Below are 14,406 nucleotides of genomic sequence, written 5' to 3'. Positions count from 1 at the left end.
TCGGACTGGCGCGATGGGGCTTGTTGGTGGGGGTGCGGGGTGCGGACGCGCCAGCCACTGCGGGCGGACACCCCCGCCCCGTCCCCTCCCCGCCGCGGGCGGCACACCCGCGCACACCACCATCCGCGCTGCCCGCCCTGTGCGCCTGCGTCCCGCCGCTCCCGCGGCCACTGCCGCGATCCGCGGGCAGTCGTGCCGCTGGGGCGATGGGGGTCCCCCCGCTCGAGCGAAGTCGAGAGTGGGGGAGGGTGGGCGCGACGGCACCCCGCCGGCGCCGGGCTGCGCAACCCCCCGGCCCGCACCCACCCCGGGTGCCCCGCGGTGAGGGAGTGTGCGACTGGCCCCCGGCCCGCCCCGGCGGCTCAGCCGGTGCGCACGCTCCGTTCCGCCACCGCCGACTCCCGCTCCTCCTCCGCCGACACGGACCGCCCCGGCAGCGTCACGGTGACCGCCATCCCCGCACCCGGCGCCGTCAGCACCGACACCTCACCCCCGTGCGCCCGCACAACCCCCTGCACGATCGCCATCCCCAGCCCGCTCCCCGCACCGCCGCCCGCCCGGAAGAACCGGTCGAACACCCGCGCGGCATCCTCCGCCGCGAGCCCCGGACCGTCGTCCGCCACGGACACCCGTACGACGCCGTCCGCGCGGACCACCCCCAGCCGCACCGGCACCTCCGCCGGCGTGTGCGTACGGACGTTGCCCAGCAAGTTGCCCAGCACCTGCCGCAGCCCGGCCTCGTCCGCGTGCACCAGCACCGAACCGTCCGCGTCCACGGTCACCGGCCGCTCCGGCTGCTGCACCCGCAGGTCCTCCGCCGCGTCCCGCACCAGCCGGCACACGTCCACGTTCCGCAGCCGCAGTTCGGGACGCTGGTCCAGCCGGGCCAGCATCAGGAGCTCGTCGACCAGCCGCCCCATCCGGTCGGACTCCGCCATCATCCGCTCCCAGGCGCGCTTGCGCTCCGTGGGATCGACCAGCATCCCCCGGTCGTGCAGCTGGAGATAGCCGCGTATCGCGGCCAGCGGTGTGCGCAGCTCGTGCGAGGCGTCCGCGACGAACCGCCGCAGCTGGGCCGCGCTGCGCTCGCGTGTCCGGTACGCCGACTCCACCTGCTGGAGCATCGAGTTGAGCGCGAGCCGCAGCTGCTCCACCTCGAGGATGGGGTCCCGGCTGGAGGGGACCCGTCTGGTCAGATCGCCCTCCGCGATCGCCGACGACGTCTCCACCATGTCCTCCAGCGGCCGCATCCGCCGCCTCACGCTGAACATCGTCAGACAGGCCAGCACCAGCAACAGAAGGGTGCCGATCGCCAGATTGAGCTTGACCGCCTTGGTGACACCCTCGTGAACCGCCTCGGTCGAGGTGGCGATCAGGATGTGTGTGCCGTCCGCGAGCCGGGTGGCGGTGACGCGGTAGGCGGCCCCGCGCACCGTCACGTCGTGCGGTTCCGGGTCTTCGACCAGGGCGCGCGCGTCGCCCACCGTGTCCGCCAGGTCGTGCTGTGCCTTGGTCGGCTCGAAGCCCAGGACGCCGACGGGCTCGCCCCGGGTGTCGACCGCGGCGAAGATCGAGTCCGGGTCGTCCTCCCGGTTCCAGTCCGGATCGACCCGGTCGCGGAAGAAACTGAGCACGCTCAGCGAGTCGATCTGGCGCAGCGTCAGCTCCGAGCCGCCCAGCGAGTCACGGGTCGAGGTCAGCTCCGTGTCGATCTGGTCCAGCAGGTAGTAGCGCATGCCCATCACGCTCACCACCGTCGCCGCCACGATGCCCAGCGCCAGCAGGACCACGTTCGCCAGGGTCAGCTGCCCGCGCAGCGAGTGGATCCCCCGCCCACGGCGGGGCCCTCGGACCGGCAGCCTCATGTCAGCCCGTACCCGACGCCGCGCCGGGTGGTGATCACCGGCGGTCCGATCGTGTCGAGCTTGCGCCGCAGATAGCTGATGTAGGTCTCCACGACGGTCGACTCGGCGGGGGCGTGCTCGTACTGCCATACGTGGCGCAGCAGTTGTTCCTTGGGCACGATCCGGCCGCCGTTGCGCACCAGGAACCGCAACAGCGCGTACTCGGTGGGCGTGAGCTCGACCGTGCGGCCGGCGCGGCGCACCGAGTACGTCGTCTCGTCCAGCTCCAGGTCGCCGTGGCGCAGCGGTGCGCGCTGCGGCAGCACGTCGGCGGGGCGGGTGCGGCGCAGCACGGCGGTGATCCGGGCGACGACCTCGTCGATGTTGAACGGCTTGGTGATGTAGTCGTCGCCGAACCCCAGCGCGCCGACCACCTCGGCCGGGGCGTCCCGCGCGGTGAGGAACACCAGCGCCAGCTCCGGTCGTCGCACGCGCAGTTCGCGGCCCAGTGCGCGGCCGTCGCCGTCCGGCAGCATCACGTCGAGCAGGGCGCAGTCGGGACGGGTGTGCTCGGTCAGCGCGAGCGCCTCGCGGACCGTGCCCGCGGTCATGACCTCGAATCGGTGGTAGCGCAGGGCGATGGCGAGGACGTCCGCGATGCTCTCCTCGTCCTCCACGACCAGCACGGTGCCGGGAGCTGTCGTCATGCCCCCAGTATCGGCGCCGGCGGCCGCGCCCGTACGGGTTGTCGCCTTGGAGTTCCTTGTGAGTCCCCCGCGAGTCGTGTCGCGGGGCGGCCGACGCCCCTGATTCTGCTGCCAGGACCTGGGGGACCGACCGATACGACGAAGGAGCTTGAACGTGGCGGCATTGGCACGCTGGTGCTATCGGCATCGGCTGGTGGTCCTGTTGCTGTGGGTGGGGGCGCTGCTCGGACTGGGGGTTTCGGCGAGCAGCGCGGGCACGAACTACGCGGAGGTCTTCTCGCTCCCGGACACCGACTCCAAGCGGGCCTACGACCTGATGGAGCAGGCCTTCCCGGAACGCGCGGGCGACACCGACACCGTGGTGTGGAAGGTCGACGAGGGTTCGGTGCGCGACGACTCGGTGCGTTCCCGGATCGAGCCGGCGCTCAGGGAGATCGGGCGGATGGAGGGCGTCGGCGCCGTCGCCGGTCCGTACGGCGAGCAGGGCGCGGCGCAGATCAGCGAGGACGGACGGATCGCCTACGCGCAGGTCACGTTCGCCGAACAGGCGGACGCCGTGCCGAAGGAGCTGGTCCAGGACGTCGTCGACACGGCACAGGACGCCGAGCGCGACGGGCTCCAGGTGGAGCTGGGCGGCCAGGCCATCACACGCGTCCAGGAGCCCCCGACCGGCACGGCCGAACTGGTCGGCATCCTGGCGGCCGCCGTCGTGCTGTTCGTGGCGTTCGGGTCGGTCCTCGCGATGCTGCTGCCGATCGTGGTCGCCGTCTTCGGCGTCGGCACCGGCATGTTCGGCACCCAGTTGATCAGCCACGTCACCAACGTGCCCGAACTCGCCACGCTGCTGTCCACGCTGATCGGCCTCGGCGTCGGCATCGACTACGCCCTGTTCATCGTCACCCGGCACCGGCGCGGCATCCTGCGCGGCGCCGACCCGGAGGAGGCCGCCGTCACCGCCCTCAACACCTCCGGCCGCGCGGTGCTGTTCGCGGGCGGCACGGTGTGCATCGCGCTCGCCGGGATGCTGGTGACGAACCTGCGCTTCCTGGACGGTGTCGTCATCGGCACCTCACTGACCGTGGTGCTCAGCGTGCTCGCCGCCGTCACCCTGCTGCCGGCGCTGCTCGGGCTGCTCGGCCACCGGGTGCTCAGCCGCCGCCAGCGTCGCAGGCTCGCGGCGGCGGGCCCGGGAACCGAGGCGGTGAGCGGTCTCGCCGCACGCTGGTCCGCCACCGTCGAACGCCGTCCGCGGTCCGTCGCCGTGGTGGCCGTCGTGCTGATGGCCGCGCTCGCGGTCCCGCTGCTGTCGCTGCGGCTCGGCACGGTGGACCAGGGCAACGACGACGCCTCCATGACCACCCGGCAGGCCTACGATCTGCTCGCCGAGGGCTTCGGGCCCGGATTCAACGGCCCGCTCCAGGTCGTCGTGGACGGCGAGGCGTCCGAGGGCCTGGTGACGGCGGTGCGGGAGACCGAGGGCGTCGCCCAGGTCGCCGCGGTGCCGCCCGCCAACGGCGTGACCGTCATCCAGGTCGTCCCCGACACCTCACCGCAGGACGTGGAGACGGACCGGCTCATCGACACCCTGCGTGAGGACGTCATCCCGGAGGCGGGCGTCGATGCGCACGTCGGCGGGGTGACCGCCGTGTCGAAGGACTTCGCGACGGTGACGGGAGAGCGGCTGCCGCTGTTCATCATCACGATCATCGGCCTCGGCTTCCTGCTTCTGCTGCTCGCTTTCCGTTCCCTGGTGGTGCCGCTGACGGCCGCCGTGATGAACCTGCTCGCGGCGGCGGCCTCCTTCGGTGTGCTCGTGGCGGTCTTCCAGTGGGGCATCGGACTGGACGTGCTGGGTCTAGGCCAGGAGGGCCCCATCGCGTCCTTCCTGCCGATCATCATGCTGTCGCTGCTGTTCGGCCTCTCCATGGACTACCAGGTGTTCCTGGTGAGCCGGATGCACGAGGAGTGGGTGCACACGCGGGACAACGCCCGCGCGGTGCGCGTCGGCCTCGCGGAGACCAGCCGGGTCATCAACTCCGCCGCCCTCATCATGGTCTGCGTCTTCCTCGCCTTCGTGCTCAGCGGCGACTACGGCGCCGCCATGGCGGGCGTGGGACTGGCCGCCGCGGTCGCGCTGGACGCGTTCATCCTGCGCACCGCGCTGGTCCCGGCCGTGATGCATCTGCTCGGCCGGACCAACTGGTGGCTGCCGGCCGGTCTGGAGAAGCGGCTGCCGCATCTGGCGGTCGAGCCGAAGGAGGACGGTCCGGAGCCCGGGACCCCGTCGGCGATCCCGGGGCAGCGTGCGGGCTCCTCCTCCGTCGTCCACGGCTTCGTCCGCACCGTCGACGGTGAACCCGTCGAGGGCGCGGCCGTCACCCTGATGACGTCCGGCGGCCGGCAGCTGGACCGTGTGGTCTCGCTCGCCGACGGCTCCTACATCGTCGCCGTCCCGGCCCCGGGCACCTATCTGCTCGCGGCCACGGCGAGTTCGTACGGCTCCCGCGCGGCGCACGTGACCGTGGCGGACGGGCCGCTGGTGCACGACGTGGAACTCACCCCCGGTGGGGTGGAAGCCGTCAACTGACGGTGTCGGGGCGCCCGTCGGCGGCGGGCGCCCCCTTCCTCGAGGGGTCCGGCAGCGCCTTCGTCATCCCGGGCAGGAACTCCGTGAACAGTTCGTGCACCTCGCGGACCAGGGGCCGCAGCACCCGGAAGCGGGCCAGGGCCACGCCCCGCGCGGTGAGCCGGGCGCCGCGCTCGGCGAGCCGGTAGCTGCGCTCGCGGCCCTCGGTCCGGTCGAAGATCCAGTACAGGACCAGGCCCATCTGGGAGAGCCACATCAGCTCGGGCAGGATGTCCCGCAGGTCCTCGGGCACCTTGGTCCGCGTCCCGGCGAGCACCGCGCGGTGCACGCTGATCGCCTCCGCGCGCGCGTGCTCCGACTCGGGGGAGAAGGGGCTGAGCGGGCTGTCCGGGTCGGCCGCGTTCTTGAAGAACTGCACCGCGAACTCGTGGTACGGCGTGGCGATGTCCAGCCACGCCTTCAGCACGCCCGCGAGCCGGGCCTCCAGGTCGGTCTCCCGGGCCAGGATCTCCCGGGTCGCCACCTGGTGCTCGGCGGCGATCCGGTCGTAGAAGCCCTGGATCAGGTGCTCCTTGCCCTCGAAGTAGTAGTACGCGTTGCCGACGGAGACGCCCGCCTCCTTGGCGATGGCCCGCATCGTCGTCTTGTCGTACCCGCGCTCCTGGAACAGCCGCATGGCCGTCTCCAGGATCAGGGCGCGGGTCTGCTCGGACTTGCTGAGTGCGGCGCCGCCGTCGGGGCCGTCGTTCTTCGCGGACACGGAAACAGAGCCTAACGCCAGGGCTTGGCCCCTCACGGGGCGGTGCAGCCGTCGGCGTCGCAGCTCGGCGGGGTGTAGCTCCAGCCGTCGCGCGGGTCGTAGGTCCACCCGTCGCCGCGGTGGTACACGCGCCCGCCCCATCGGGCCGTGGCCCCGCGCCACTTGGCGGCGGCCAGTACGGCGCCCTTGGCGAGCCGCGCGCCGGACGGGGTGCTCAGGCGGTGGGCCAGGCGCCGGTGGCTGCGCAGCGCCCACAGGGTGACGATCCAGGCGGCGGCCCCCCGGTACACCTGACCGCCGTCGGCCACGACGGTGATCTCCTCCAGGGTGGCCCCGTGGTCCAGGCCCGGGAAGGCGGCCCGGGCCGCCGGTGATCCCGCCGGGACCAGCTCCAGCGGCACCAGCTGCGGCTGGCGCACCAGCCAGTCCCGTACGAAGGCGCACAGGGAGCACTCGGCGTCGTACAGCACGGTGAGCCGGCGGACCGGGACGCGTGCGGCGTCCCGGTCCCCGTACGCGGTCGCCACGCCGCTCACGCCCCGGCCGTGGGGGCGGCCCAGCCCTGCGGGGGCACCGGCGGCAGCTGCTCCCGCTCCATCACCCCGCGCCGCCGGATCTTGTTGAGCACGTACACGTTGAGCAGGTGCATCACCCCGAGCACCAGCAGCACCACGCCGAGCTTGGTGGACAGGGCCTCGAAGACGCCCCGGGTGTCGGTGATCGTCTCGTCGTCGCTCAGGTACAGCGCGACGAACCCGAGGTTGACGAGGTAGAAGCCGACCACCAGGAGGTGGTTGACGGCGTCGGCGAGCTTCTCGTTGCCGTGCAGCACGTCGGCGAGGAAGATCCGCCCGTTCCTGCTCAGTGTGCGGGCCACCCAGACGGTCAGCCCGATGCTGACGACGAGGTAGATGACGTAGGCGATGACCGTGCGGTCCATGTCCCCCAGCCCTTCTTGAACGCGTTCAAAACGCTGACGGGAATGACTCTAGACCCATGTTTTGAACGTGTTCAACTCGCTGGGAAGTGGCCTGTGTCACGCATGCCGAAGGACCCCGCCTCCAGCAGGAGACGGGGCCCTCGGGGACGTGCGGCGTACCTCAGTAGCGGCGCGTGATCAGCGCCCGCTTCACCTCGGCGATCGCCTTCGTGACCTCGATACCGCGCGGGCAGGCGTCCGTGCAGTTGAAGGTCGTGCGGCAGCGCCAGACGCCGTCGCGGTCGTTGAGGATCTCCAGCCGCTGCTCGCCGGCCTCGTCACGCGAGTCGAAGATGAAGCGGTGCGCGTTGACGATCGCCGCCGGGCCGAAGTACTGCCCGTCGTTCCAGAACACCGGGCACGAGGACGTGCACGCGGCGCACAGGATGCACTTGGTCGTGTCGTCGAAACGCTCGCGGTCCTCGGCGGACTGCAGACGCTCACGCGTCGGCTCGTTGGTGTCCTTCGTGATCAGGAAGGGCATCACGTCCCGGTACGCCTGGAAGAACGGCTCCATGTCCACGACCAGGTCCTTCAGGACCGTGAGGCCCTTGATGGCCTCGATCGTGATCGGCTTCTCGGGGTTGATGTCCTTGATCAGCGTCTTGCACGCCAGGCGGTTCTTGCCGTTGATCCGCATGGCGTCGGAACCGCAGATGCCGTGGGCGCAGGAACGGCGGAAGGTCAGCGTGCCGTCCAGATCCCACTTGATCTTGTGCAGACCGTCGAGGACGCGCTCCTTGGGGTCGATCTCCAGCTGGAAGTCTTCCCAGGTCGCCTCCGCCGAGACCTCCGGGTTGAACCGGCGGATCCGGAAGGTGACGGTGATGTAGGGGGAGTCGGCGGAACCGGGCTCGGGGGAACCGGCCGCGTCCGCCTTGTCCAGAACAGGGGTAGCCATCAGTACTTACGCTCCATCGGCTGGTAGCGGGTCTGGACGACCGGCTTGTAGTCCAGACGGACGGTCTCGGTGCCGTCGGCGCCGACCTCGCGGTACGCCATCGTGTGGCGCATGAAGTTGACGTCGTCGCGGTTCGGGTAGTCCTCGCGGTAGTGACCGCCGCGGGACTCCTTGCGGGCCAGCGCCGAGACGGCCATGACCTCCGCCAGGTCGAGCAGGTTGCCCAGCTCGACGGCCTCCAGCAGGTCGGTGTTGAACCGCTTGCCCTTGTCCTGGATGGCGACGTTCTTGTAGCGCCCGCGCAGCTCGGCGATCTTCTCGACCGCCGTCTTGATCGTCTGCTCGGTGCGGAACACCATGACGTTGGCGTCCATGGTCTCCTGCAGCTCGCGGCGGATCTCGGACACCCGCTCGCTGCCGGTGGACGAGCGCAGCCGCTCGATCTGCTCGACGACGAGCGACTCCGGGTTCTCCGGAAGCTCGACGAAGTCGGCGGTCTGCGCGTACTCCGCCGCCGCGATGCCGGCCCGCTTGCCGAACACGTTGATGTCCAGCAGCGAGTTGGTGCCCAGACGGTTGGCGCCGTGCACGGACACACAGGCCACCTCGCCGGCCGCGTACAGGCCCGGCACGACGGTGGTGTTGTCCGCCAGGACCTCACCCTCGACGTTGGTCGGGATGCCGCCCATCGCGTAGTGCGCGGTCGGCTGGATCGGGATCGGGTCCGTGTAGGGCTCGATGCCGAGGTAGGTCCGCGCGAACTCGGTGATGTCGGGCAGCTTGGCGTCCAGCTGCTCCGGCGGGAGGTGGGTGAGGTCCAGGTAGACGTGGTCGCCCTCGGGACCGCAGCCGCGGCCCTCGCGGATCTCCGTGTAGATGGAGCGCGAGACGACGTCACGCGAGGCGAGGTCCTTCATGACCGGCGCGTACTTCTCCATGAAGCGCTCGCCGTCCTTGTTGCGCAGGATGCCGCCCTCGCCGCGGGCGCCCTCCGTCAGCAGGATGCCCATGCGCCAGATGCCGGTCGGGTGGAACTGGAAGAACTCCATGTCCTCCAGCGGCAGCCCGCGCCGGTACACGGCCGCCTGGCCGTCACCGGTCAGCGTGTGCGCGTTGGACGTGACCTTGAAGAACTTGCCGGTGCCGCCGGACGCGTAGATCACGGACTTCGCCTGGAAGACGTGGATCTCGCCGGTCGCCAGCTCGTAGGCCACCACACCGGCGGACCTCTTGATGCCGTCGACCTCGGTGATCAGCTGGTCCAGGACGTAGAACTCGTTGAAGAACTCCACGCCCTCCTTGACGCAGTTCTGGTACAGCGTCTGGAGGATCATGTGACCGGTGCGGTCGGCCGCGTAGCAGGAGCGGCGGACCGGGGCCTCGCCGTGGTTGCGGCTGTGGCCGCCGAAGCGGCGCTGGTCGATCGTGCCGTTCGGGGTCCGGTTGAACGGCAGGCCCATCTTCTCCAGGTCGAGGACCGAGTCGATGGCCTCCTTCGCCAGGATCTCGGCGGCGTCCTGGTCGACCAGGTAGTCACCGCCCTTGACCGTGTCGAAGGTGTGCCACTCCCAGTTGTCCTCCTCCACGTTGGCCAGCGCGGCGGCCATGCCGCCCTGCGCGGCGCCGGTGTGGGAGCGGGTGGGGTAGAGCTTGGTCAGGACAGCGGTGCGGCTGCGCTTGGTCGCCTCGATGGCGGCACGCATACCGGCGCCACCGGCGCCGACGATGACGGTGTCGTACTTGTGGATCTTCATAGTTCTCGCAGCCCCGTGCCTAGCGGATGTTCGGGTCGAAGGTGAAGATCACCAGCGTGCCCAGCAGGATGGTGAACACCGTGGCGGTGTAGAGCAGGCCCTTGAGCCACAGGCGGGTGTTCGGCCGCTCCGCGTAGTCGTTGATGACCGTGCGCAGGCCGTTGGCGCCGTGCAGCATGGCGAGCCACAGCATCAGCAGGTCCCAGACCTGCCAGAACGGCGAGGCCCAGCGGCCGGCCACGAAGGCGAAGCCGATCTTGGAGACGCCGCCGTCGAGCACCAGCTGGATCAGCAGGTGGCCGATGACGAGGACCACCAGGACGACGCCGGACAGGCGCATGAACAGCCAGGCGGCCAGCTCGAAGTTGCCCCGGGTGGACTTCGGGGTCTTCCTGGTCCGCTTGCGCGGGGGCTCGATGACCGGCGCCGGGTTGTCGACGGAGTACAGCGAGGCGCCCTCGACGGGGCCGATGCCCGAGGTGGAGGTTTCAGTCGTGGACATGGGCGTCAGCTCCCGAACAGTTCACGAGCGGCGTGGCCGAGGACGGGGTAGATCGCCCCGAGCATCAGCACGACCCAGATGGCGACGACGGTCCAGAGCATCTGCTTCTGGTAGCGGGCGCCCTTGACCCAGAAGTCGACGGCGATGACACGCAGGCCGTTGAGCGCGTGGAAGAGGATGGCGGCGACGAGGCCGTACTCCAGCAGCGCGACGATCGGCGTCTTGTACGTGGCCACGACCTCGTCGTAGGCCTCGGGGGACACCCGCACGAGTGCGGTGTCCAGCACGTGAACGAACAGGAAGAAGAAGATGAGGACGCCGGTGACTCGGTGAGCCACCCAGGACCACATTCCTTCCCGGCCGCGGTACAGCGTTCCAGCCGGCACGGAAATTTCCTCCGGGAGCGGGGGTTGGGGCCGCGCCGGCTTTCCTTGTCGGTCGGGCCCGGCCGGGTACGGTCCACCGGCCCCCAGCATGGTAGCGACGTGTACCTGCGGTGCTTACAGGGGGCCTGCCGGTGTGATCGAACTTGCACTCAAAGGGGTGCGGGGCCCGTTTCTGGCGGCTACCGGGGTGGGGCTAGGTCGCATGTGCCGGGTGCGGGGACGTCCGTGGCCGGGCGCGCAGTTCCCCGCACCCCCAGGACGTCGGTCAGCCGCCTCCTGGCCAGGCGGCGCAGTTGCTCCGCCGCCACGACCCGTTCGTCCTCAGGATCGTTTGCCAATCGTGACCGGATGTCGGTCAGGACGCGGTCCAGGGACTCCTCCTCGGGGACTCCGTCCAGGGAGATGACGAAGACGTGTCCGAACTTGGCCGCGTAGGCCGCGTGGGCCGCGCTCAGGGCCGTGTGGGCGGCGGAGTAGGTGTCCTCGGGGAGGGCGGGGAGGGATTCCGCCGCCAGGGCCTCCTCCAGTTCCTTGGCGGAGAGGTCGTACGCCGCCTCGTCCGCGGCCGCCAGGAGGGACGCCAGGTCGGGGTACGGGCGATGGCCGGCGACGCGCAGGGCCCAGCGCAGGCTGTGCAGGCAGGCCAGAAGGGCGCGCTCGGCGTCCTGGGCGGAGGCGGTGTTGAACCGCTCGAGCGGGGACGTGGTGCCGGGCGCGCCGCGGGACTGTCCGGGTATGGCGACTCGGCCGGGGAGGTCTGGGAGACGGTGCGCAGGCAGCGTGGGTCCTCGTGGGCGTCGCGTGTGTGTCGGTGGTGGATGCTGTGAGAGTTCTGACGTCACGTTATCGAGTGAGTCCGAGGCGTGTCCGATCGGTACCCCCGATTCACCCGGACGGCAGAGTTTGAGAACGGTTCGTCGACGCCCTTCACCCGAACGGGTCGTACGTTGGCGGGGTGAGTCAGCACAGTCAGCACAGTCAGCACAGGCGGCGCTCGACAACGGGGGCGGTGAGGGAGCGACGGGCGCTGGTCGCGGCCGTCGCCGCCGGCGCGCTGGTGGCGGGGACCGGCGTGGGCATCGGCCTGTGGGTGTCCTCGGACGGCGACGGCGCGTCCACGGGGCCGACGGCGGCACAGAGCCCCACCCCGAGCCCCACCCGCAGCTACCCGCTGTCGAAGGCGCCGCGCACCATACCCGCCGTCCGCGAGCACACGGCGGAGCGCGGTCCCGGGTGGCGTCCGGCGCGGGACCACCGGGTGGTCGTGGCCGATCCGGCGCTGGCCGACGAGGGCCGGCTGATAGCGGGCGAGCTGGGGCTGACGTACGCGGGCGAGAAGGACGACGAGCGGGACGGGGACCTCCGGCTGGAGCTGAACCGCGGCGCCGGCGCGAACCCCGAGTCGTACACGATGACCGTGCGCGGCGGGCGGGTGACCGTGACCGCCCCGGCCGAGGCGGGCGTGTTCTACGGCACCCGCACCCTCAAGCAGGAGGTGGCCGGGGCCGGCACCGCACCCGAGGGCGTGGTGCGCGACGAGCCGGCCAAGGAGCGGCGCGGGATGATGCTGGACATCGCGCGCAAGCACTACAGCGCCGACTGGATAGAGGACCGGATCCGGGAGCTCGGGGACCTGAAGTTCAACGAGCTCGGCCTGCACTTCTCCGACGACCAGGGTTTCCGCGTCGAGTCCGACTCCCACCCCGAGATCGTCTCGTCGGAGCATCTGACCAAGGCCCAGGTCAAGAGGATCGTCGGCCTCGCGGCGAGCCGGCACATCACCGTCGTACCCGAGATCGACTCGCCCGGTCACCTCGGCGCGGTCATCGCCGCCCACCCCGACCTGCAGCTGCGCAACGTGAACGGCGGCGCCGTGCGCGGCGCGATCGACATCTCCAGGCCGGAGTCCGCCGAGATCGTGGACGACCTGCTGCACGAGTACGCCGGTCTCTTCCCCGGCGGTCAGTGGCACCTGGGCGGCGACGAGTACCAGGCGCTGGTGGTGTCCGACCCCGAGGCGTCCTTCCCGGATCTGGCCGCCGCCGCGCGCAAGAAGTACGGCTCCGGCGCGAGGGTCGAGGACCTGACGACCGGCTGGCTCAACGACCGGGCCGCCACCGTCCGCGCCCACGACCGCACGCCCCGCGCCTGGAACGACGGCTTCTTCCGCGGCGGTTCGGCGCAGGCCGACAAGGACATCCGGGTCGCCTACTGGACGGGCAAGGAGATCGGGGCCCGGCAGCCCGTCGAGTATCTGCGCGAGGGCCGCGAGGTCATCAACTACAACGACGAGTTCCTCTACTACGTGCTCGGCGAGCCCCTGACCTTCGTCTATCCGACGGGGCAGCGGATCTACGAGCAGTGGACGCCGCTGGTGCTGCGCGGCACCACCGCGGTCCCCGAGCGGTACGACGACCAGATACTCGGCGGGTCCTTCGCCATCTGGGGCGACCTGCCCCGCTCCCAGACCCAGGACCAGATCGCGGCCGGCATCCGGATGCCGCTGCGGGCGACCGTCCAGAAGCTGTGGGACCCGGACGCACCCGAGCTGTCCTGGGCGCAGTTCCGGAGCCTGGCGGACGAACTGGGCTGACCGCCGCGCCGGCCCGTCCCCCCGACGGATTGCCGCATAAGCCTGCGAACCCCCGTGCGACTGTGGTGGTGTTTTCGTGATCCGAACCGACACACCGGGGGGAACGGCAGCACATGGGCTACTGGGGGTATTTCGTCGTGGGCCGCGGGGAGCGGCCGCTCGCCGAATCGGACGCGCTGGCCGGTGCGGCCGGGGGCCTGACCCTGCGCACCTCGGCGCCGGACGGATGGCAGGTGTGGGAGTACCCGGGCGGCGAGGGCGACATCGGGAACATGAACGACCTGGCCCGGGAGACCGGCGCGCCCGCGCTGTTCGGATACGTCATGGACAGCGACTGCGTGGTCGTGGAGGCGGCGTCACCGGAGAGCGGGGCGTGGACGACCTGCCTCGCACGGACCGCCATGGCCGGCTATCTCGACGGACAGCAGGAGGGGCTCACCGTCGACGACTACTTCCTGGAGCCTGCCGACGCGGCCGAACGCGCCGTCTTCTGGGCCGAGGAGGCGGGGCACACGGTGCTCGCCGAGGACCTGGTCGAGATCCTCAAGGCCGACCCGGATCCGGTGGCCGAAAACCTCTTCTTCCGTCTCCTCGACCGGCTCGGAGTGGTGCCCGAGTGACACTCCGGGCTCATCGCACGCAGTAAGGGACGATGCGGGCTCCGTGAGGGACAAGGCCCGTGAAGGGCCTCTTCCGGGGCCTGTGACGACCCGCAAGGGAGGCGTGGATGAGCCTGGTGGAACTGATCGCACAGGCCGACGAGCGCGGGCTGGCCGTGAGCGGGTTGGCTTGTTTGGACCGGTGCGTGCCGTTGCTGGGCGGCGACGACGAGGTGCTGCGCCCGCTGTGGGCGAGCCTCGCGGAGGACGCCGCCGCCGACGACTGGGCCGAACGGCTGGAGCAGGCGCGCGGCAAGCTGGACACGGTGGCCGGCGACGCGGACGAGTCGGTGGTGCTCGCGCACACGATGCTCGCCACCGCCCCCGCGGAGCGGTCGGCCGCCGGGCTGCGGGAGTGGGCCGACGCGTGCTCCCTCGCCGCGCTGCGCATCCACCGGCTGCTGGACGGCGCCGCCGCCGACGACGGCGGCCCGGCCGACGTGTGCCGTGAGGGCGAGGCCGACGGCCTGTCGCCGCTCCTGGCCGCCGAACTGCGCCGCCAGGTGTCCGTGCTGGAGCTTCTGTCCGCCCACGGGCCTGCGGGGCTGCGGAGCGCGCTGGAGGTGTCGACGGAGGGGCGGCGGGTGCTCCGCGCGGCGGTGTCCCGCCGCAGCCGCAGGGACGGCTGAGGGGCCTGCTGTAACCGTCCTGGGGTGGTCCTGCGCCCGTTGTGGGAACCCCTGGAATACGGGTGACGAAACGCTTCGCCGCAGCGCTCTTCAGGATGTGACGAC

14 protein-coding genes are annotated in these 14,406 nt (G+C 71.1%); 4 read left to right on the top strand and 10 right to left on the bottom strand.

The annotated features are described in order from the left end of the window. Nucleotides 1–362 precede the first annotated feature (362 nt). Together ACZ44S_RS34960 and ACZ44S_RS34955 are read right to left on the bottom strand one after the other, a co-directional pair. Complete coding sequence (locus ACZ44S_RS34960; RefSeq protein ID WP_466936663.1) at nt 363–1,865, bottom strand: sensor histidine kinase; 1,503 nt, start codon at nt 1,863–1,865, stop codon at nt 363–365. Continuing rightward, the gene (locus ACZ44S_RS34955; protein WP_466936661.1) at nt 1,862–2,551 is read right to left on the bottom strand and encodes a response regulator transcription factor; all 690 of its coding nucleotides are present in this window, start codon (nt 2,549–2,551) and stop codon (nt 1,862–1,864) included. The genes ACZ44S_RS34960 and ACZ44S_RS34955 overlap by 4 nt, the downstream gene beginning before the upstream one ends. A gap of 163 nt (nt 2,552–2,714) precedes the next feature. Between ACZ44S_RS34955 and ACZ44S_RS34950 the strand changes: the two genes are divergently transcribed. Continuing rightward, a complete protein-coding gene (locus tag ACZ44S_RS34950; RefSeq protein ID WP_466936675.1) occupies nt 2,715–5,138 on the top strand; it encodes an MMPL family transporter in 2,424 nt (807 codons plus the stop codon). Here the strand turns inward: ACZ44S_RS34950 and ACZ44S_RS34945 are convergent. From ACZ44S_RS34945 to ACZ44S_RS34910, 8 genes are all read right to left on the bottom strand, one after another. Further along, the gene (locus tag ACZ44S_RS34945; protein ID WP_466936659.1) at nt 5,131–5,898 is read right to left on the bottom strand and encodes a TetR/AcrR family transcriptional regulator; all 768 of its coding nucleotides are present in this window, start codon (nt 5,896–5,898) and stop codon (nt 5,131–5,133) included. The two genes, ACZ44S_RS34950 and ACZ44S_RS34945, sit on opposite strands and share 8 nt — an antisense overlap. A gap of 32 nt (nt 5,899–5,930) precedes the next feature. Next, nucleotides 5,931–6,434 (bottom strand): thiol-disulfide oxidoreductase DCC family protein, encoded by a 504-nt coding sequence (locus tag ACZ44S_RS34940; RefSeq protein ID WP_466936658.1) that lies wholly within the window; start codon nt 6,432–6,434, stop codon nt 5,931–5,933. Then, nucleotides 6,431–6,838: a hypothetical protein gene (locus ACZ44S_RS34935; protein ID WP_466936656.1), complete on the bottom strand. Its 408-nt coding sequence runs from the start codon at nt 6,836–6,838 to the stop codon at nt 6,431–6,433. Before ACZ44S_RS34935 ends, ACZ44S_RS34940 begins: the two co-directional genes overlap by 4 nt. Before the next feature lie 160 nt (nt 6,839–6,998). After that, a complete protein-coding gene (locus tag ACZ44S_RS34930; protein WP_466936654.1) occupies nt 6,999–7,778 on the bottom strand; it encodes a succinate dehydrogenase iron-sulfur subunit in 780 nt (259 codons plus the stop codon). Further along, entirely contained in the window at nt 7,778–9,532 is a 1,755-nt protein-coding gene (gene sdhA / locus ACZ44S_RS34925; protein WP_466936652.1) for a succinate dehydrogenase flavoprotein subunit, read from the bottom strand. Before sdhA ends, ACZ44S_RS34930 begins: the two co-directional genes overlap by 1 nt. A gap of 19 nt (nt 9,533–9,551) precedes the next feature. Further along, a complete protein-coding gene (locus ACZ44S_RS34920) occupies nt 9,552–10,034 on the bottom strand; it encodes a succinate dehydrogenase hydrophobic membrane anchor subunit (RefSeq protein ID WP_466936650.1) in 483 nt (160 codons plus the stop codon). Between the two features lie 5 nt (nt 10,035–10,039). Then, nucleotides 10,040–10,420, bottom strand: coding sequence for a succinate dehydrogenase, cytochrome b556 subunit (gene sdhC / locus ACZ44S_RS34915; RefSeq protein WP_030871364.1), 381 nt, complete (start codon nt 10,418–10,420; stop codon nt 10,040–10,042). A gap of 179 nt (nt 10,421–10,599) precedes the next feature. Then, nucleotides 10,600–11,262 (bottom strand): 2-oxo-4-hydroxy-4-carboxy-5-ureidoimidazoline decarboxylase, encoded by a 663-nt coding sequence (locus tag ACZ44S_RS34910; RefSeq protein ID WP_466936649.1) that lies wholly within the window; start codon nt 11,260–11,262, stop codon nt 10,600–10,602. Nucleotides 11,263–11,429: 167 nt separating this feature from the next. Here ACZ44S_RS34910 and ACZ44S_RS34905 point away from each other — a divergent pair, with 167 nt between their 5' ends. The 3 genes from ACZ44S_RS34905 to ACZ44S_RS34895 all read left to right on the top strand — a co-directional run bounded on the left by ACZ44S_RS34905 (nt 11,430) and on the right by ACZ44S_RS34895 (nt 14,301). Then, complete coding sequence (locus ACZ44S_RS34905; protein WP_466936648.1) at nt 11,430–13,013, top strand: beta-N-acetylhexosaminidase; 1,584 nt, start codon at nt 11,430–11,432, stop codon at nt 13,011–13,013. A gap of 113 nt (nt 13,014–13,126) precedes the next feature. After that, nucleotides 13,127–13,633 (top strand): hypothetical protein, encoded by a 507-nt coding sequence (locus tag ACZ44S_RS34900; protein ID WP_466936647.1) that lies wholly within the window; start codon nt 13,127–13,129, stop codon nt 13,631–13,633. Between the two features lie 107 nt (nt 13,634–13,740). After that, nucleotides 13,741–14,301, top strand: coding sequence for a hypothetical protein (locus ACZ44S_RS34895; protein WP_466936645.1), 561 nt, complete (start codon nt 13,741–13,743; stop codon nt 14,299–14,301). Nucleotides 14,302–14,406: the final 105 nt, after the last annotated feature.

The organism is Streptomyces malachitofuscus (assembly GCF_055571035.1).
The sequence above is the reverse complement of the archived record's forward strand: the minus strand, read 5'-3'. Positions and strand labels throughout refer to the sequence as shown.

Coding starts and splice junctions, on each gene's coding strand:
- ACZ44S_RS34960 (WP_466936663.1), bottom strand. CDS start 1,865: ATGAGGCTGCCGGTCCGAGGGCCCCGCCGTGGGCGGGGGATCCACTCG.
- ACZ44S_RS34935 (WP_466936656.1), bottom strand. CDS start 6,838: ATGGACCGCACGGTCATCGCCTACGTCATCTACCTCGTCGTCAGCATC.
- ACZ44S_RS34920 (WP_466936650.1), bottom strand. CDS start 10,034: ATGTCCACGACTGAAACCTCCACCTCGGGCATCGGCCCCGTCGAGGGC.
- ACZ44S_RS34900 (WP_466936647.1), top strand. CDS start 13,127: ATGGGCTACTGGGGGTATTTCGTCGTGGGCCGCGGGGAGCGGCCGCTC.
- ACZ44S_RS34955 (WP_466936661.1), bottom strand. CDS start 2,551: ATGACGACAGCTCCCGGCACCGTGCTGGTCGTGGAGGACGAGGAGAGC.
- ACZ44S_RS34930 (WP_466936654.1), bottom strand. CDS start 7,778: ATGGCTACCCCTGTTCTGGACAAGGCGGACGCGGCCGGTTCCCCCGAG.
- sdhA (WP_466936652.1), bottom strand. CDS start 9,532: ATGAAGATCCACAAGTACGACACCGTCATCGTCGGCGCCGGTGGCGCC.
- ACZ44S_RS34895 (WP_466936645.1), top strand. CDS start 13,741: ATGAGCCTGGTGGAACTGATCGCACAGGCCGACGAGCGCGGGCTGGCC.